Source organism: Arcobacter sp. ISO1 (assembly GCF_058105185.1).
Map to the genome: position 1 here is coordinate 1,510,272 of NZ_CM176573.1, position 18,784 is coordinate 1,529,055.

Annotated in this window: 18 protein-coding genes; 12 read left to right on the top strand and 6 right to left on the bottom strand. The window is 24.7% G+C overall.

The features are described 5' to 3' along the window. Positions 1 to 63: 63 nt before the first annotated feature. Together AC2TY9_RS07470 and AC2TY9_RS07475 are read left to right on the top strand one after the other, a co-directional pair. Entirely contained in the window at positions 64 to 750 is a 687-nt protein-coding gene (locus AC2TY9_RS07470) for a hypothetical protein (protein WP_489780318.1), read from the top strand. After that, positions 747 to 2,879, top strand: coding sequence for a hypothetical protein (locus tag AC2TY9_RS07475; RefSeq protein WP_489780319.1), 2,133 nt, complete (start codon positions 747 to 749; stop codon positions 2,877 to 2,879). Before AC2TY9_RS07470 ends, AC2TY9_RS07475 begins: the two co-directional genes overlap by 4 nt. Positions 2,880 to 2,914: 35 nt before the next feature. Here the strand turns inward: AC2TY9_RS07475 and AC2TY9_RS07480 are convergent, their stop codons facing one another. Then, positions 2,915 to 4,612 carry a vWA domain-containing protein gene (locus tag AC2TY9_RS07480; RefSeq protein ID WP_489780320.1) on the bottom strand — a complete coding sequence of 566 codons (1,698 nt, stop codon included), beginning with the start codon at positions 4,610 to 4,612 and terminating at the stop codon, positions 2,915 to 2,917. A gap of 132 nt (positions 4,613 to 4,744) precedes the next feature. Here AC2TY9_RS07480 and tig point away from each other — a divergent pair, with 132 nt between their 5' ends. Genes tig through def form a run of 3 tightly spaced genes read left to right on the top strand, consistent with a single transcriptional unit; the run spans position 4,745 to position 7,170 of the window. Continuing rightward, positions 4,745 to 6,049 (top strand): trigger factor, encoded by a 1,305-nt coding sequence (gene tig, locus AC2TY9_RS07485; protein ID WP_489780321.1) that lies wholly within the window; start codon positions 4,745 to 4,747, stop codon positions 6,047 to 6,049. A gap of 15 nt (positions 6,050 to 6,064) precedes the next feature. After that, the gene (gene clpP, locus AC2TY9_RS07490; protein WP_489780322.1) at positions 6,065 to 6,649 is read left to right on the top strand and encodes an ATP-dependent Clp endopeptidase proteolytic subunit ClpP; all 585 of its coding nucleotides are present in this window, start codon (positions 6,065 to 6,067) and stop codon (positions 6,647 to 6,649) included. A gap of 8 nt (positions 6,650 to 6,657) precedes the next feature. After that, complete coding sequence (def, locus tag AC2TY9_RS07495; RefSeq protein WP_489780323.1) at positions 6,658 to 7,170, top strand: peptide deformylase; 513 nt, start codon at positions 6,658 to 6,660, stop codon at positions 7,168 to 7,170. A gap of 72 nt (positions 7,171 to 7,242) precedes the next feature. On the opposite strand, the gene AC2TY9_RS07500 is transcribed toward def, so the two are convergent. Next, complete coding sequence (locus AC2TY9_RS07500; protein WP_489780324.1) at positions 7,243 to 7,716, bottom strand: hypothetical protein; 474 nt, start codon at positions 7,714 to 7,716, stop codon at positions 7,243 to 7,245. Between the two features lie 58 nt (positions 7,717 to 7,774). Next, positions 7,775 to 9,169 carry an ATP-binding protein gene (locus AC2TY9_RS07505; protein WP_489780325.1) on the bottom strand — a complete coding sequence of 465 codons (1,395 nt, stop codon included), beginning with the start codon at positions 9,167 to 9,169 and terminating at the stop codon, positions 7,775 to 7,777. Positions 9,170 to 9,349: 180 nt separating this feature from the next. Here AC2TY9_RS07505 and AC2TY9_RS07510 point away from each other — a divergent pair, with 180 nt between their 5' ends. Further along, positions 9,350 to 10,636, top strand: coding sequence for a YifB family Mg chelatase-like AAA ATPase (locus AC2TY9_RS07510; RefSeq protein ID WP_489780326.1), 1,287 nt, complete (start codon positions 9,350 to 9,352; stop codon positions 10,634 to 10,636). Positions 10,637 to 10,762: 126 nt separating this feature from the next. Here the strand turns inward: AC2TY9_RS07510 and AC2TY9_RS07515 are convergent, their stop codons facing one another. Beyond that, positions 10,763 to 11,011, bottom strand: coding sequence for a helix-turn-helix transcriptional regulator (locus AC2TY9_RS07515; RefSeq protein ID WP_489780327.1), 249 nt, complete (start codon positions 11,009 to 11,011; stop codon positions 10,763 to 10,765). Positions 11,012 to 11,130: 119 nt separating this feature from the next. Between AC2TY9_RS07515 and AC2TY9_RS07520 the strand changes: the two genes are divergently transcribed. The 6 genes from AC2TY9_RS07520 to AC2TY9_RS07545 all read left to right on the top strand — a co-directional run bounded on the left by AC2TY9_RS07520 (position 11,131) and on the right by AC2TY9_RS07545 (position 14,961). Then, positions 11,131 to 11,682 (top strand): hypothetical protein, encoded by a 552-nt coding sequence (locus AC2TY9_RS07520; RefSeq protein ID WP_489780328.1) that lies wholly within the window; start codon positions 11,131 to 11,133, stop codon positions 11,680 to 11,682. A gap of 1 nt (position 11,683) precedes the next feature. Continuing rightward, on the top strand, positions 11,684 to 12,382 hold the full coding sequence (locus tag AC2TY9_RS07525; RefSeq protein WP_489780329.1) for an SHOCT domain-containing protein: 699 nt from the start codon (positions 11,684 to 11,686) through the stop codon (positions 12,380 to 12,382). 105 nt (positions 12,383 to 12,487) lie between these two features. Further along, the gene (locus tag AC2TY9_RS07530) at positions 12,488 to 13,300 is read left to right on the top strand and encodes a zeta toxin family protein (RefSeq protein ID WP_489780330.1); all 813 of its coding nucleotides are present in this window, start codon (positions 12,488 to 12,490) and stop codon (positions 13,298 to 13,300) included. A gap of 24 nt (positions 13,301 to 13,324) precedes the next feature. Further along, a complete protein-coding gene (locus tag AC2TY9_RS07535) occupies positions 13,325 to 14,164 on the top strand; it encodes a metallophosphoesterase (protein ID WP_489780331.1) in 840 nt (279 codons plus the stop codon). A 1-nt stretch (position 14,165) separates the two neighbouring features. After that, positions 14,166 to 14,645 carry a hypothetical protein gene (locus AC2TY9_RS07540; RefSeq protein WP_489780332.1) on the top strand — a complete coding sequence of 160 codons (480 nt, stop codon included), beginning with the start codon at positions 14,166 to 14,168 and terminating at the stop codon, positions 14,643 to 14,645. A 19-nt stretch (positions 14,646 to 14,664) separates the two neighbouring features. Then, positions 14,665 to 14,961 carry a hypothetical protein gene (locus AC2TY9_RS07545; protein ID WP_489780333.1) on the top strand — a complete coding sequence of 99 codons (297 nt, stop codon included), beginning with the start codon at positions 14,665 to 14,667 and terminating at the stop codon, positions 14,959 to 14,961. Between the two features lie 18 nt (positions 14,962 to 14,979). Here the strand turns inward: AC2TY9_RS07545 and AC2TY9_RS07550 are convergent, their stop codons facing one another. Further along, positions 14,980 to 15,153 (bottom strand): hypothetical protein, encoded by a 174-nt coding sequence (locus AC2TY9_RS07550; protein ID WP_489780334.1) that lies wholly within the window; start codon positions 15,151 to 15,153, stop codon positions 14,980 to 14,982. 69 nt (positions 15,154 to 15,222) lie between these two features. Continuing rightward, entirely contained in the window at positions 15,223 to 18,762 is a 3,540-nt protein-coding gene (locus tag AC2TY9_RS07555) for a hypothetical protein (RefSeq protein ID WP_489780335.1), read from the bottom strand. Between the last annotated feature and the right edge of the window lie 22 nt (positions 18,763 to 18,784).

Below are 18,784 nucleotides of genomic sequence, written 5' to 3' on the forward strand. Positions count from 1 at the left end.
AAAACTTCATTTAAAAGCAAGCCTAAAAATTTTATTCCGGTTATTTATATAAGTAATAAAGCAATGAAAAATGCATTTTTAAATGAGTTATTACAAAAAGTAAAAACAGATTTAAAATCTTTACCTTTTGAATTTGATGAAATTCAATTTGACTGTGACTGGTCTTTAAATTCAAAAGCTAAATATTTTTCTTTTTTAAAAAAAATTAAAGAACAGTTCAATAAAAAATTAAGTGCAACAATAAGATTACATCAAATAAAATATTTTTATAAAACAGGAGTTCCTCCAATAGATTATGGAGTTTTGATGTATTATAATATGTCTAAAGTTGCAGATTACGATACAAATAATTCCATTTTAGATAATGAAATTGCAAAAAGATATCACTATAATTTTGATATTTATCCACTTAAACTAAAGTTGGCATTACCTTTGTATACCCAAGCAATACAATTTAGAGATAAAAAGGCTTTAGATATTTTTGAAGGTGTTCAAAACAAAGATTTTATAAATAATTTTAAAAAAATAAAAACTAATTATTATGAAGTTACAAAAAGTTTTTATTTTAGGGGAAAATATGTTTATAAAGGTGATATTTTTAGATTTGAAGAAGCAAGTTTAGATTCTTTGAAAATAGCTTTAAAGGAGTTTTTTTCTTTAAGTAAGGACTCTTTTAAGGAAGTGATTTTTTATACAATAAAATATAAAAATAAATATGATTTAAAAAAACTATTAAAGGATAGTATTTGATAAAAATTGTTTTAATACTTGTTATATTTATAAGCTCAAGTTTTTCTTGTGGAGGTGGTTTTTGGCCAGAAGATTATCAATTTAGATTTATACATAAAAGAAATTATGAGTTTACAAATATTTCTGGGAATTTAAATTATAGTTCTGTTTATAATAGTTTGATTTCTGATTATGAAAAAAAGATAAAAGAAAAAAATATTGATGAGTGGTATAAAGAGTTTAAAAATAAATTTACAAAAAAGCAAATAGAAGAGTTTATTTATAAAAATAAGAATATTTCAAAAATCAAAAATAAAGAGATTGTAGAATATCTTAACTTTTTAGAAGAGCAAGAATCTTTTGTAGCAACTAATAGATGGTATTATTATAAAAAAAAGAAAATAGATAAAAAGAAAGTTTCCAATCTTATAGATAAAGCTTTAAATAGAATAGATAATTTGTCTTCTTCTTATTTAAAACTTAGATATTTTTTTCTAGCAATTAGATTGTCCCATTATAATAATGTGAATAATCCCATAGAAATTTTTAATAATCACAAATATTTATTGGAAAATACAAATAGTTTTATAAAAGATTGGATTCAAGGACAATATGCAGGAAGCCTTATAAGAGAGGGCAAAACTATAAAAGGTGTTTATGAATTTACTAAACTTTTTGGGAAAGATAAATTAAATTGGCATTTAGCCTATTATAATTTTAAATATATAAAAACAGATAAACAATGGACCAATCTTATAAAGCTGGCTAAAAATGACGAAGAGAAGATTAAGTTTTATTCTATTAGAGCTTTAAATATTAATGCAAATATAATAGAGGAATTGAAAAATATTGAAAGTATTAATAAAAACTCTAAATTTTTTGATCTATTATTATTTAGAAAACTTCTTAATTCACAAGAGTTTTTTGATATTCCAATGTGGGGAAGTAAAAAAGAAAATAAAGAGGATTTTAAACCTTTTATAAAATATTTAGAAACTATAAAAAAAGATAAAATGTATATGATAAATTTATCATTAGCATATTTCTATTTTTATGAAAATGATTTGGAACATTCAAGTTTATATTTAGAAAAAGCATATGAAAGTGTAGAAGGTGAAAATATACATGAACTAAATATATTGAGTTATATAATTTATCTAAATAGTATAAATTATATTGATAAAAAAGATGAAAATGAGATTGCACAAAAATTAAATATCTTATTAAAACAATCTTGCAATAATAGATCAGTTCATAGATATACTTTTCATAAAATCAAAGATATATACAAAAATCAAGGTGATACTTTTAAATACTATTTATCAAAAAATATAAACTATATTGATATCAACTCAATTACTCTTAACAAATATGAAAAATTTCAAGCACTTTTTCATAAGAAAAATAAGACAAATTTAGAAAAATATATTATAAATAAAATAAATAATAAATATTTTGAGAAAGAATTGAAATCTGCATATATTAAAATACTTATGAATAATCTAAACTTTGAAAAAGTTTTGTCTTTGATAAAACCTTCAAATATTAAATTGAAATTTAATATTTTTAATAACTATATAAAAGGAAATAATAGAGTTTTTATCAATAATAAATATACTCTTTATGATACAGTAAAAAAATTAATTGAGATTCAAAATAATTTAAAAACAAATCCAAATAATCCTATGGACAATTATCTTTATGCTAATGCAATGTATAATCTCAGTTTTTGGGGAAATTCAAATATTTTAACAAGTGTTTATAAAAGTACTTACTATTTCAAAGAAAAACAACTTGAAAAAAATAAGATAAATTTATCAATAAAACACTTTAAGAAAGCTCTCGAAAATTCTAAAAATAAAGAATTTAGAGCAAAAATTGTATATATGCTTGCAAAAAGTGAGTTAGCTTTATATGAAATTAATAACTCAAAAGAGCGAAATTATAATTCATATAAAAGCTATGAGCCCAAAAGAGCATACTCTTGGAATAGAGAAAAAAGTTATGAAGAGTATATTTTTAAAGGTTATGGTAAGTTTTTTGAAAAGCTAAAAAAAGAGTATTCAAGTTCCTCTTATTATAAAGAATTATTACAAGAATGTGGAAATTTAAATTTGTATAACAAAACAATAAAGAAAAGTTCTAATTAATTAAAAGTTTAGAAAAAAGTATATTTAAAAGATTTTTACCAAGGAGTTGAAGATGTATCTTCATTCTTGGTTTTTACCTTTTTCAATAATACTGGAGATTTTTTATTTTCTAATCTTTCTAACCATTTCTTTTCTTCTAAATCTGATAATTGTTTAGGTTTTTGTATTTGACTTTGATTTTGTTGTGAACTTTGTTTTTCTTTATTTTTTTCTTTTTTATCGTTTTGTTGCTTTTGTTTATTTTGTGAATTCTCTTCTTTATTTTTATCTTGCTTCTTTTTGTCTTGTTTGTTATCTTTGTTTTGCTTATCTTTATTTTTTTCTTTTTGTTCTTTCTTGTCTTTATTATTTTGTTTTTCTTTATTCTTATTTTGCTGTTTTTTTATTTTGTCTAAAATATCTTGAACTTTTTCAAGGTTTTCTCTAGTTTCTTTGTCTGCTTTGATTTTTAAAGCATTTTCATACATCTTTTTTGCATTTTCTAAATCATTTAATTTAACATAAGAATTCCCCATATTATGTAACTTTTTATATTCAAGACTTTTATTGGAAGTAGTTACATTTTTATATTGCATCAAAGCCTCTTTATATTTTTTATTTTTGTATAAAGAGTTTGCATAATTATATCTAGCTTCTGGTGTGTTTAAAATCTTATCAAAGTTTTTTGATGCTTCTTCAAAGTCTTTATTTTCATATGCTTTATTTGCTTTTTCAATAGTTTCAAAATCAAACTCTAAAGCCTTTAACTCATTTGATGAAATAAAGATAAAGGATAAAACTATAATGTTAGCAACATTTTTTGAAAGAAATTTTGGCAGTGATGAGAATGCAATAAAAAGAATAAAAATAGCTAGGCCTAAAGGGTAATAAAATAGTTCAGTATAGGTTTTAAACTTCTTACTTTCTAATTGTTTTTTTTCTGATTTTTGATTAATATCTTGAAGAATTTGTTTTAAATCATTATTATCTATTGAATATTTAATATATCCACCATTTGTATTTAAACTCAGTTTTTTTATGTTTTCATTTAAGGCAACAGTTACAATAGAACCATCATCTTTTGTTAAAAATTTACCATCATCAAGTTTTATTGCAGAGGCTTTGTTTGTAGCTATAGCAATAGTATAAACATTTATTTTATGTTCATTTGCATATTCAATCTCTTTTTCATAAGAACTTACATTTCCTCCATCTGTTAGAAGAAGTAGATTTTTATTTTCGTAATCTTTTAAAAGTTTATTTGTTGCTTCTAATGTTGAAAAAATATTTGAGCCATTGTCAAAATTCATTCCAGTATTTAAATTTTCAACTAAAATTTTCAATGAATTAAAGTCTTGCGTTACAGGGGAAAGTATAAAAGATGATTTTGCAAACAAAATAACCGCAAGTGCATTTTGTTTTGATTCATCTATGATATTAAGAAGTTTTTGTTTTGCCATTGCTAATCTATTTGGATAGACATCATTTGCAAACATAGATTTAGAAACATCAATTGCAATAACAATTGAAGCAACTTCTTGTTTAAAACTTTGTTCTTTTTCATTTATAACAGGTCGTGCAAGTGCAATTGTCATTAAAATTAAAGATAAAAAAAACAAAATATTTCTTGTTGTTTTTCCCATATATTTATTTGAAACTGATAGTTTCTCTAATATATCTTTTGAAAAATATTTTTGAAAAGTGTCTTTATTTGTAATAATCAAAAACATCAACAAAAAAACTGGAATTAACATTAAAAATAACACATTATGGTATAGAAATTGCAAAGTATTTTACTCTTTTCTTTTGGTCTAAATATATCTAATGGCTATTTTATTAAAATTAAGATAAAATCACGGCTAAACTAAAAAATCGGAGTAAAGTTAATGGAATTTAACGCAAAAAGAGTTGATGACGCAAATGCTGTTATTACTTCAACAATTTCTACAGAAACTGTAGAGCAAAATATTGATAAAGTAGCTAAGCAAGCTGCAAAAACAATGGATATTCAAGGATTTAGAAAAGGTAAAGTTCCTGTATCTGTTGTAAAACAAAGATATGCTGACAAATTAAGAGAAGATGCTGAAGGTGAAGCAGTTAGAGCTATTTTAGGTGATGCTTTAAAAGAATTAGAAATCCCTAATGAAGATTTAGTAGGTGAGCCACAATTTGCTAAATTTGAAAAACAAGAAGATGGTTCTATTGAAATTGAAATTAAAGTTGCTTGTAAGCCAAATGTAGATTTAGGTGATTACAAATCTTTAGTTCCTGCTGTTGAATTAAAAGAGATTGAAGAAAAAGATGTTGAGGAAAGATTAAACGAGTTAGCTGCTCAATCTGCTCCATTAGAAAAAATCAAGAGAAAAAGAATGGTTAGAGAAGGTGACTTCGCTGTAATCAATTTCGAAGGATTTGTTGATGGTGTTGCATTTGAAGGTGGAAAAGGTGAAGAATATCCACTAGAGATTGGTTCAGGTTCATTTATCCCTGGATTTGAAGAGCAAATTATTGGTATGAAATATGAAGAGCAAAAAGATGTAACTGTTACTTTCCCTGCTGAATATCAATCAAAAGAATTAGCTGGAAAAGAAGCTGTATTCAAAGTAACTCTTAATGAGATTCAAGAAAAAGTACCTGCTGAAATCAATGATGAATTAGCTGCTAAGTTTTTACCAGGTTATGATGGTGAAGCAAATGTTGATGCATTAAAAGAAAAAATTAAAGAGCAAATGGTAGCTGAGCAAAAAGGTACTTATTATAGAGATGAGTTAAAACCGGCTTACCTTGATACTTTAGTAAATGAATTAAATTTCACATTACCTGCAACTGTTGTAGATCAAGAAATTAACTTTGCACTTAACAACAAAGTTAGATCAATGTCAGAAGACGAGATTAAAGAATTACAAGAAGATGCATCAAAAGTAGAAACTATCAGAGATGAATTAAAAGAAGATGCTGAGAAATCTGTAAAAGCAACTTTCATTGTTGATGCATTAGCAAAAGCTGAAGGTGTAGAGGTAAATGACCAAGAAGTTACTCAAGTAATTTACTATGAGGCAATGCAAATGGGTCAAAATCCACAAGATGTATTAAAACAATATCAAGAAGCTGGATACTTACCTGCTATTAAAATGTCTATGATTGAAGATAAAGTAATTACAAAATTATTAGACGAAAAATTAGGAAACTAATAAATAGGAAAGAAAATGAGTTATATACCATACGTAGTTGAAAAAAGTGGAAGAGGTGAAAGAAGTTATGATATTTATTCTAGACTTCTAAAAGATAGAATTATTATGTTAAGTGGCGAAGTAAATGACCAAGTTGCTTCATCTATTGTTGCTCAGCTATTATTCTTAGAAGCTGAAGATCCAGATAAAGATATCTATCTATATATCAACTCTCCAGGTGGAGTAATTACAAGTGGTATGTCAATTTATGATACTATGAATTATATTAAACCTGATGTTTGTACAATTTGTATTGGGCAAGCTGCATCTATGGGTGCATTTTTATTATCTTCTGGAGTTAAAGGTAAAAGATATTCTTTACCTCACTCAAGAGTAATGATTCACCAACCATTAGGTGGAGCTCAAGGACAAGCTACAGATATTCAAATCCAAGCTAAAGAGATTCAAAGAATGAAAGATACATTAAATGAAATCTTAGCAGCACAAACAGGGCAACCTTTAGAAGTTCTTGAAAGAGATACTGATAGAGATAACTTTATGAGTGCTGATGAAGCTTGTGAATATGGTTTAATTGATGAGGTTATCACTAGCCATAAGTAAAGTTTAAAATGATTAGAGAAGTATTAACATATCCAAATAAATTATTAAGAACAAAGTCAAAAGATGTGGTGAAGTTTGATGAAGAACTTCACACTCTTTTAGATGACATGTATGAAACAATGATTGATCAAAATGGAGTAGGACTTGCTGCAATTCAAGTTGCTATCCCTTTAAATGTATTAATCATTAATCTCCCTAATGAGGAAGATATACAAGACAAAGAGGATTTAATTGAAGCAATTAATCCTGTAATTACTCATAAAGACGGTGTTCAAATTTTTGTAGAAGGGTGCCTTAGTGTACCTGGATTTAATGAAGAGGTTAAAAGAGCTCAACATATAATAGTTGAATATTATAATAGAGATGGACAAAAGCAAACTATGGAGTGCGAAGACTTTTTAGCTGTTGCTTGGCAGCATGAGATGGAGCATTTAACTGGACATCTTTTTATAGAAAACCTTTCAATAATCAAAAGAAAGAAATTTGAAAAAGAATGGAAAAAGAAGTTAAAAGGTAAATAAAACTTTTTCTTCTGTTCCCTTTTTAATTATAAAACTATAACTAAAAAGGGTATTAAGATAATATTGTTTTTACTAAATTGTTTTTTTACTTTTTTGAATAAATACTATTGCAATTGTTGCAAAAAATAAAACTACTAAAATTTGGTTTAGACCATTTTCTACAAAAATCAATAACAAGTTTAATAAAATAGCATAAAGAACAGTTTTTGTCCATGCATCATAGATATCATTTTTTAGTTTTATATCATTACTATTTTTCATAGAGTATCTTAAAATCAATATAACTGAAGTGAAAAAAACTAAAAAAGACAATGCTAAGAATGCTGCTATAAGATTAAAGTTTAATGGGGATTGTAATACTACAGCCGTAGAAAATACTCCCAATGATATATATTGAAGATATTGTATTGAAAATTTTGCATACTTATCTAGTGAAGACTCTTCATCTTTTAAATAATCATCATATTCATTTCTGCACTTTTGCATAAAACAATCTTTTAGATAGTTTTTTGACCTTTCATCTTGAGTACTAATTTCTTTTTGCATATTAACTCCTTTAAGACATAGATATTATATTTAATTTAAGTAAATATATCGTAACTTTTTATTGATTTGAAGGTAAAATTATTTCAAATAATGCACCTTTTTGATCTATTCCTTTGTAAGTATACTGTTCATTTGTGACTTTTATAGAACCTTTTAAGATTTTTTCTATTGATTCTTTAACAATATATAAATCCATTCCTTTACCTAAAGATTTATGTTTAGTGGTAAAATATGGTTCAAATATCTTACCTATAATATCTCCTTCTATCCCACCACCATTATCTTTTATTTTTATATGAAAATTTTCATTTTTATATATACTAATAAAAATAAGTCTTTGATCTTTTTTCTTTTTTAAAACATCTATTGCATTGTGTAAAATATGAAGTATTGAGTTTAACAATCTTGTTTCATTTCCATAATAAGATACTTCTTCAATATCTAAAATGAAGTTGATTTTATATTTATCAAACTCTTCTTTTAAAAGATTTTCAATCTTTTCTATCAAAGATGAAAACTTGTATGTTGTCATATCATCTTTATCTTCAAAGAAACTTCTAAAATTATCAATTGTTTTTGATAAATATTGACTATTTTCTAATACTACATTTAAATACTCATCTAAATCTTTTTCATTTAATTGTTTAAACTCTTTTTTTAGTTTTATCCCACTAACTGCTGTAGTTATAATAGATAATGGTTGTCTCCATTGGTGTGAGATATTATTTAGTATTTCTCTCATAAAAATCATTTTCGATTGTTCATTTATTATTTTGTCTTTTTCTCTTAAGTCTTTTATATCATCTTTTACTCTATTTTCTAAGTTATTATTGATCTCTTGTAACTCTTTTTCTTTTTGTTCATTTATTCTTATTGAGGGAATAACAATAAAAAAAGCTTCTAGAAATAGGGTTAGTAATGTTCCAAAAAGTATTATTAATTCTCTTTTTTTAAGTTCAAATGTTTTTTGATTACTCTCCTCTTCAAATTTGTAAACAGCAATATTTAATTCTGGTAATAAGTTATAAGAATATTCTTCTATTTTTTGAAGATTAGATTTATTTTTTTCTTTTAAAAATTCATCAAAAATTAAAAAATAGTCTTTAACTTTTTTATCAAGATTATAGGGAGTTTTAAAATAAATGTTTTCCATATTTTCTGAAGTTAAATTATTAATTAAAAAATTATGATCCTCTTTCATCACTTTAATTAATTCTAAAGTATGGTCTAACAATTTTTGATTATTTGTTTCAAATGTTCTTTTTGCCATCAATGTAGTTTTTTGTGATAACATTCTTTGTTTACCACTGATGTTGATTATTTTAGCATAAACCTCTTGGGAACTAATTAGTTGATTCATTGTAAAAAAAGCAAATACAGCCCAGAATGTTAAGGATAAAAAAACAATGAAATAAACAATTTTTGTTTTAAGTAGAGCATTATTTCTTAACATAATATTATCTTTTTTTGAGTCTTTAATTATTATAACAAATTTATTGATGGAATTAAAATAAAAAAATATATATATTATAATTTTTCAGAATTTAAAAATTAAAATAAAAAATGTAATTATTTATTATTTGAAATAAATATATAAATTGTTATAATTAAATGAATTATTTAAAGAAGTCAAATGAAAATCATAAAATCAGCTACATTAAATGAAATTGAAGCAAAAGAGGTAAGTGTTGAAGCAACATTCACAAAAGGTTTACCTAGTTTTACAATTGTAGGATTGGCAACAAATAGTATACAAGAATCAAAGGATAGAGTAAAATCATCTTTATTAACAAATGAGTTCAAATTTCCTCCTAAAAAAATCACCATAAATCTAGCACCAAGCGAGATTAAAAAAACTGGAAGTCATTTTGATTTACCTATTGCTTTATTGGTTTCACTCTATGAAGAAAAAGTTGATTTTAAAGAATATCACATATTTGGGGAATTGTCATTAAATGGTGATATTAAAGATAGTTATTCAATTTTTCCCATAATCTTATCTTTAGTAAAACAGGGGAAAATAAAAAATGTAATAGTATGCGAAAAAAGTGCTAAAAAAATATCTAAAATTCCAAATATAAATATTTATTGTGTCAAAAATTTATTAGATGCAATTGATTTTTTTAAAGGAAAAGAAAAAGATAAATATTTATACAAAAAAGAAAAATTTGAATATGAAAAAATAAATATAAATGGTAAGGAGTTTTATTTTATAAATGAATATAAGTTAGATTTTAAGGATATAAGAGGTCAAGAAAACGCAAAAAAAGCATCACTTATCGCAGCAGCTGGAAATCATAATATAATTTTAGAAGGAAGTCCTGGAGTTGGGAAATCTATGCTTGTAAAAAGATTACCTTTTATAATGACACCAATGAGTATTGATGAAATTTTAGAAATAGCAAAATTACAAGCATTACAATTAAAAGAGCCAGATTTTAAACCAATTAGAACAATAAGAAGTCCTCACAATACTTCAACAAAAGCTTCTATTGTAGGAGGAACAAATATAGGAGAGATAAGTTTAGCAAACTCAGGAATTCTATTTTTTGATGAACTTCCACATTTTAGCTCCTCTATAATAGAAGCATTAAGAGAACCATTAGAAGATTACTCTTTGTTAGTTAGTCGTGCAAATTCAAAGGTTTTATATGAAACAAAGTTTTTATTTGTGGCAGCTATGAACCCATGCCCTTGTGGAAACTTACTTTCAGTTTCAAATAATTGCAGATGTAATGAACTTGAAATTAAAAGGTATAAAAATCGTTTAAGTGAACCTTTTTTGGACAGGATTGATTTGTATGTAATTATGAATGATACAAGTGTAGATTCAAAATCAACAATAAGTTCCAATGAGATAAGAAAGCAAGTAATAAGTGCATTTAAGATGCAAATGTTAAGGGGTCAAAAAGTTTTATAAAATAAAAAAAAGTATAATTATTGATAATATCTAATTATTCATTAATTTAACCAAATGTCTTAAAATGAGGGGTATAATTATTTATCTGGGAAAAAGTATAATTGTTTATAATGTATAAAAAGTATTTTAAATAAAAAAGTCTTCAATATTTACATCTAAAACATAAGCAATTTTTGCAAGATGCTCTATATTAAAATGATAGTTTTTATAGCAAATCTCACAACATGAAATTACAGTAACAGATTTATGTCCTATTGCTTGGGCCAATGCAAGTTGAGAAATATTCTTTTCTTCTCTTATTTTTTTCACATTTTTACCAATTTTAATGTATAGATTCTGTATGTAATCTTTATCTAATAATTCAATATCTTTCAATTTATAACTTTATATAAGAAGTTGTTAAATTTTATAAGGATATTATTTTTCCTGCAACTTTATATATAAAGTTATTATTCTAAATAAAGGTAGATAATGGTTTTTTTCAGGACTAATGTATGAAAAGAAAAAAAGAGTTAGGAACAACTGCATTAGCACTAATTATTATATTAATATTATCAATACTTCTATTCATGGGATTACTTTTTAGTGGTACTTTAAAAATTAATGATATTAGAATGGCTATTAAATTTAGCAGTATTCCAAGTGTAATTATTAATGATATTACAGCTATGCAAGACTCTATAAATTATAAAAAAGAATTGACTTGTAAAAATTTTCAAAAGTTCTTATCTAATGATAGTTATACATGCAAAAAAACAAAAGATAAAGTTGAAATAATCAATGACAATCTTATATTCTACTCATTTGATAGTAGTATGAGTTTAAATACCTCATTATCAAGAAAACTTCATAGTAAAGAGTATGATTTATCTATTTATTACAAAAATGCTAAAGAATATGATCATAGCTACAACCATGAAATCAATCAAAAGTTAAAAGAAGAACTTAAAAATAAATTTTCTTCAATCACAAATAAAGATCTAAGAATAAGTCAGTTTGATGCATATTTAACAATTTACAACTTTAGCTATTTAATAAGGAATTAAAATGTCAATACAAAAAAATTATAAAGGCTATCGAAAAATATTTGATAAATATGATATAAATATTAATGATTTTCAAAAGTATTTAGCAAAAGTAAAAATATATGAAACTATTGCAAAAGTGATTTTATTAATAACTTTCATATTGTGTTCAATTCTTTTATATGCTGCTTTTACTGAAAAAGGAAATGCAGGACTAGGAATTGCAATTACTTTCATTGTAGTACTATTTCCAGGATTGATTCTATGGAAAATATTTAGCTTAGTTAAGATGAGTAAAATTGCTAAACTTGATGATTTAATATTCAATAAATTTCTTATAAATAAAATCAAAATCTTTTACTCTATTGATGAACTTAAAAATAGTACTTATGATAAGATTGAGCATATTAATACAAGAGCATACTCTGAAGGTAATTCAAATCAAGCAATAATTAATTTAACATTCATGGCTTTTGAAAAAGGTGCTGAAGGTATTATTATTGTTTCAAACAATAGTGAAACTGTTACTGCTACAACTATTAACAATAAAAGTAGTTCTACTCAAATTAATAGAATGGTAAATTCTTCTGAAGCTATTTTAATTAAAAATATTAAAAAAGAAGAAGTTAAAAGTTTTGATTTAAACTATTGGTATGATCTAAAAGAAAAAGGTGCAATTACTCAAGAAGAGTATGAAAATAAAAAGAGAGAATTGTTATAATAAATATTTAACAACACAAGTATATCTTTTGTTGTAATTTTGGAATTAAACTTCATTGAAACTTAAATTTATATAGTTTTACACTAATCTTCACTAAGGATTAAAATGAGTGAAAAAGATTTAATCAACTACGCAAAAACCTTATTAAACAATACTCTAGCACTTGATGAAAAAACTAAAAGTGAACTTGCATATAAAGAAATAAAATCAAAAAAAGCACTTTTAGAAGATGTCTTTCTTAGAAACAAAAATAAAGACAAGAAAGCATTTTTCATATTTGGTGGATATGGTTCAGGTAAAAAAGAGTTTGCAAGTGCACTAAATGAACTTTATCAAATTGATTTTATAGAACATACTGAAATAAAAAAGTATTGCAAATACTATAATGGTACGAATTCGCATTTATTTGATAAAGCAAGTTTAGAAGGTGTTAATATCCTTGTGGATACTGTTTTAAATAAAAGGTACTCTTTTATTTTAGATGGTAAATTTTTTGAGTTTATAGATAGTGCGTTAGAAAAGAATTATGATATTGAAATAAATTTTGTATATAGGCCTTTAGATATTGCAATAAAAAGTACAGAAATACTTGAAAATACTTTTTATAGTGAGTTCATAAATTCTATAAATGCTGTAAATAATATAAAAGAAAAATACTCAAATGCAAGGTTGAATTTTTATGATCTTCATAATGATTTAGTTTTGAAAGATATTAATAGTTTAGATGAAGTTATTAACAAAAGTGAAGTCATGCAAAATGATATTAAATTTGCAAAAGATTTTTTATTAAAAAATTGTGATTTGGCTTTTAGAAAGCTACAAGAGGTAATAAATACTGATTATCCAATAAAGAAAATAAAGTTATCTGATACTATGAAAAAGAACTTAGATAATTTAGGGATAAAGTATAGTGAGTAAAAATATTGAAAAGAGAAACAAAAAATGAAAATAGATATATTAAGTGATTTACATATAGATTTTTATTTTAATCCTAAAGAAAAAATAGAAAATGAACAAATAAAAAAACTATATAATCCTATTATTAAAAAAGATAATAGAGAAATAGGTGATGTTCTTATTATTCCAGGAGATATAGGACATTATAATCATCAAAATATTAGAGTATTAAAATACTTAAAAGAACACTACTATAAATATATAATCTGTATTCTTGGAAACCATGATTATTATTTAGTTGGTAAAGATTCAAAGCTTCAATTTAAAGATTCATTTGCAAGAGCTGAAGATATGAGATTAAGAATTAATAGTGAAGAAAACCTATATTGTCTTGATGGAAATGTAATAGAACTAGAGGGAATTAAATTTGGTGGTTGTGATTCTTGGTATAACGATGGTTATTTAAAAAGAAAATTTCCAAATGAAGATTTTCCAGTTAAATCAACTAATCAAATGTGGCATAACTGTATGAATGATTCTAAATTTATATTTGGTATAGAAAATTTTAATGATATATTTGAAATTGAGAAACCTAAAATTGAAACAGTTTATAAAAATTGTGATGTAATGATAACTCATATAAATCCATCATGTAAAGATGAAAATATGAGTGAAAGATATCAAAATAATCAAACAAATACATTCTTTACTTTTGAGGGAGAAGAGTATTTAAAAAATGGTTCTATGAAATATTGGATATTTGGCCATACTCATGAAGAACTTGAGTACGAAGAACATAATGTTAAATGTATTTGTAGTCCATTTGGTTATCCTAATGAAAGTGGATTTGGTGTATGGGTTAATATTAGACAAATAGAGGTATAAGATGAATAAAAAAGAAATGAAAGAATTATTTGGAGAAGATTTAGAGTTTTTAAAAACAAATGAAAATCTAAAAAATTTACTTGATAACTTATGTCCTAATAGAGCAAAATATTTAATGCAAAAAGCAAATAAACAAACTTTTTTAAGATTTTTAGAAAATGAAAAATACTTTGATGCTTTAAGAGATTTTGAAAGAGAGTTATATCCTCTTTTAGTAGATAGAGATACATCTATATGGAAAAAACTTGCAAATGATGAAACTCTTTCAATACAAGCAAGGCTTAGAAGTGCATATTTATATACTTATTTATCTAAAAAGCAATTAAAATTAGATTTTGATATTGAAAAGTATAAAGATCAATTTTCTTTTTATCATGGTAACAGATGTAAAGATGGTGATGGTTATGCAAGAATGTTTGGATTAAAAAATGGAATAAATAACATGAGATTTAATCAATTTAAAAATAATGGTAGTTTTTAGTTAAAAGAAAAGGATAAGAATGTTAAATCAAAAAGATACAGATAAATTAGATATTTTCAATGCTGTATGTTGGGATTATGATATAAATGCAAATGATGTCTATCATATTTTAATCACAAAAAATGATAAAAATTCTCCAATCTCATTTGATACATTAAGATATAAAGTACTAAAGTATATTCCTATTGATTCTATAAAAAGCATATTTTCATCACAAGAAATATCAAGTATCTTTTCAGATGTAAATATTAAAAAAGTAAGAAACCCACAAACTAAAGATTTTTTAAATACATTGGTGGCAAAAAAAGAGAAGTAGTACCAGGTAAAAGAGATATTATGAAATCTCTTTTATATTTCTAATGATATCTCTTAAAACTTTTATTTGAAGTTCTTTCTCATGTTCTGGTAACTTAGAGTTTTCAAGCTCAAGAAGTTTTTTATTTGCTAATTTAAGATCTGCATTAATATCACAAGGCATATCTTTTAGTAAATCTAAATTTTTAATCATTACACTATCCTTTAAAATTATAATATTATTAATTAGATAAAAAATATTAATTAATTTTACTTATATAAATTAATAATCATCTTTTATTCGTTCAGCTTCTTTCAAATAATGTTCAGCAATACTTCTGAGTGTTATAGCAAACCTAAAAAAACCCTCATTTTCTATATTTTCAGCTCTTTTATTAAATAACTCTGCTAACTTTATTTCTTCTTTATAGTCTACAAAATGGGCACCTCTTGAATTATATGTACCTATATCATAGCCATGTCTTAAATCTTCATAACCTTTTTTATTTAAATATCTTGCAATTTCTTTATTAATATATAATCCACTTGTATCTTCAGGAGAATATACTAAAATTTCTCCTAATTTTATCATTGCCACTTTATAATGACCACTTTTTTTTGTAGATTCTTCAAAATAGTCAATCCAACTATTAAATATATTTGAGTTAAAGTTTCCAAATTCATCTATACCTGGAACAGTTTTTAAATTTGAAAGAACATGATAAGCATTTGTTGCTAAGTTCTTTTGAGCTTCAGTTGTAGGTTTATCTATTTCTTCTCCTTCTGGCTTATATATAAGTCTAATTAATTCACAATATAATTCAGGATCAATAGCAAACTTTTGCTCTAATATTTTAGGACGAGTTTCACTTGAGTGATTGGTTAGAAAGGAGATATAAAGTAATTCAATTTGTAATAACTTTTCTTGATTAGTTCCCTTATCTTCTTGGAGATATTTTATTAATTCTGTTATATGATAACTATCTAATTGTCTATTTCCAATTAATGGACTGTTAGCTAAAGATATTAATGTTTCACAAGCTAACTCTACATTAATTTCTTCTTTTCTAAATAGTGGCACAGAAAGTGCTTCCAATGCATAATAAGGTCTTTTGTATTTAAGAAATTTTTTAATCGTATATTCAAATTCTGAATCAATTTGATAAACATTTGAATCTACATTTTTCCAATATTTAGATTCTTTTTCGTTTAACAGAATTTCTACTCTATCCCAAGTTTCTTTTTTAAAAGGTAAAAAACATAATGCCATTGCAATTTGATCAATACTCCACTCTTTTTTATCTAATTTATCAAACCATTCAAACCCACAAGTATATATCCTATAAGGGATATAAGAAGAAATAAATTCTAACTCCTTTTTGTCATCATTATTTAATAATTTAGGCAATAAAATTTGATCATAACCTTTATTATTTAATCCTGCAACAACTTGCCCAACTAAGAATGATTTATTTATTTCTTTCATAAAAATTAAAATATTCTCAAAACTACTTGTATTTATTATCTCTTCTATTGCTTTTTTTCTTTTTTCAAATAAATGTTTACTTTGTTCTTCATAGTTTCCTCGTTCTTCATATAATTCATGTTCACTTTGTGTAAAAAGATTTTGATATAGCAAATAAGGATTTTTAGGAGCAAGTAAAGGTAAAACATCTTTAATTTTTTTTAAATCCTCTTTTTTAAGAGCCCATGTTGCATCTGAAAAACGATTATTTCTTATATAAGTTTTTTCTAATGATGTCCATAATGAGTTTTTTGTTTCATCATCTAGCTCTAATATTTCTTTTGAAGAAACTATTTTAATAAACTTATTAAAACCATTAAGGGATAATTGATTAATTTTATCTGCAAGTTTAGAGAGTTTCAAAATATTTGAATCTGCTAATTCAAGTATTAACATTGAATTATAATCTATTTGTTCCCAATATTCTTTATTAGATACTGTTTTTTTCCAATCAGATGGTACTACCTCTCTATATTTTGGTTTATATGTTCCTGTTGTAGAACTATGCATACTATTTAACAGACTATCTAATAAATTCCATGCAATAGTTGGCTCTTCTTGAACAATAGTTTTTAATGCAACTTTTCTTTTCTCAAAAGATGCTAATGTATGAGGTAACCAAGGAAGAAAAATATCTTTTAAAGAATTTATAGGTCTATTTGCCCAGTTTCCTCCTGGATCATAACTGGCTAGTTCTGCTAAAATCACACAAACTTCTATCAAATATTTTTCTTCCCAAGCTATACCTTCTAAAGCCCATAGTAAACCTGTCATATAATTTCTTCCAAAAGTAGAAGAACCTTCTTCTTTAAATAATTCTTCAAAGGGGCATGGAGTAATGGATAATGCATGTTCTATTGATTTTAGAAAAATATCTGGACTTGATTCGGCAATAGATGGTAATAATCCATCTAAACTCCCCCATAAAATAGAATCTGCATTATTGAATATTCCTTCTACAATTTCATGTACAATTCGTTCAGGCTTCTCTCTAGAGCAATTAATAAGTAAATTACTTTTATTTCCAATTAATGCTAATGTACTAACTAAACCATCTCTAAATCCATTAGAGTAAGGAAGTATCTTCCCATATATAGATGCTGCATATCGTTCTTCTTTAGGCAGTTCAAAAGAAGGATCATTGATTTTTAATACTTTTAATATTATATTTTTAAAAATATCAAGATTATCATCATAAATCCTATTTGAAAACAATTCAAAACTTTTTTTCCTATCTTTAATTTTCCAAATGCCATTTTTTAAAGACACTAAAGTATCAGAAATATGAAGTAACTCTCTTAGTTCAGTAATCCATTCTTTATAATCTAACCCAACGATTTCAGAAACAATTTCAACTTCTAATTGATTTTTTTCATTCCAAGAACCAACTAAGTTTAATAATGCTAATTTAGATGAAAAAGGGTGCGTTTGCCAATTTATTGAATCAAATGTATTTTTAGTAGATGGCTCAAGTTTATTAAATGAATTTGGAATATACTGTAATTCTGGTTCCACAAACTCACTTATTAATTCTTCAGGTAAGGTACCTAGAGTTATTGTTCCTGCTTGTTGATTAAAGTCTTGTACTGTTGTAATAATTTGAGACCATATCTTATCTGCAATTTCTTTGTTATATTGAGATATGTGAGACTGTAATAATGAAGAAACTACACTGGCTTTTTTGTCTAAATCATATCCAAGAAGATAAAAATGTTTAAGAAACTCAAACAATTCTCTATCTGAAACTTCTATATTATTATTTGCTTTTTTTAATTGTATTTGAAATGCTTTTAATTTTCTTCTTTTATCCTTAGAACTAAAATTTGATTGATTTATATGATTAAAAAACTCTACTTCATCTTTCAAATATTTGGCTTGTTCAAGTATAAAATTCACACAATTTACATCTGTTGCACTTAAAGGACCTGTTATTAATGCTATAACATCTTTTCCCTTTTTAAAAATACTACTATTATTAAAATCATCCCATGCAGCTTTTATAACTTCACTAAAAATTGAATTATTTTCTGTAATACTTATAGAGTGTTTTATTTGTCCTAAAAAATTTCTTTTTTCATTACTTTGTGGATTCTGAATTGTTACAATTAAATCATCTGTAGAATATCCCTCAATTTTACCCTGAAGTTTTATTTCAATAATTGGCCAATTTATTAAACAAGGCATATACCCTTTAGTTAACATTAGAGTAAGAAATGCTGCTTGAATATTAGTTTCAAATCTTGAGCCACCGCCACCTGTTGAAAAGGGGTTACTTAATTGTTTACTTTCAATTATCATACTGAATCCTAGTAATTAATAG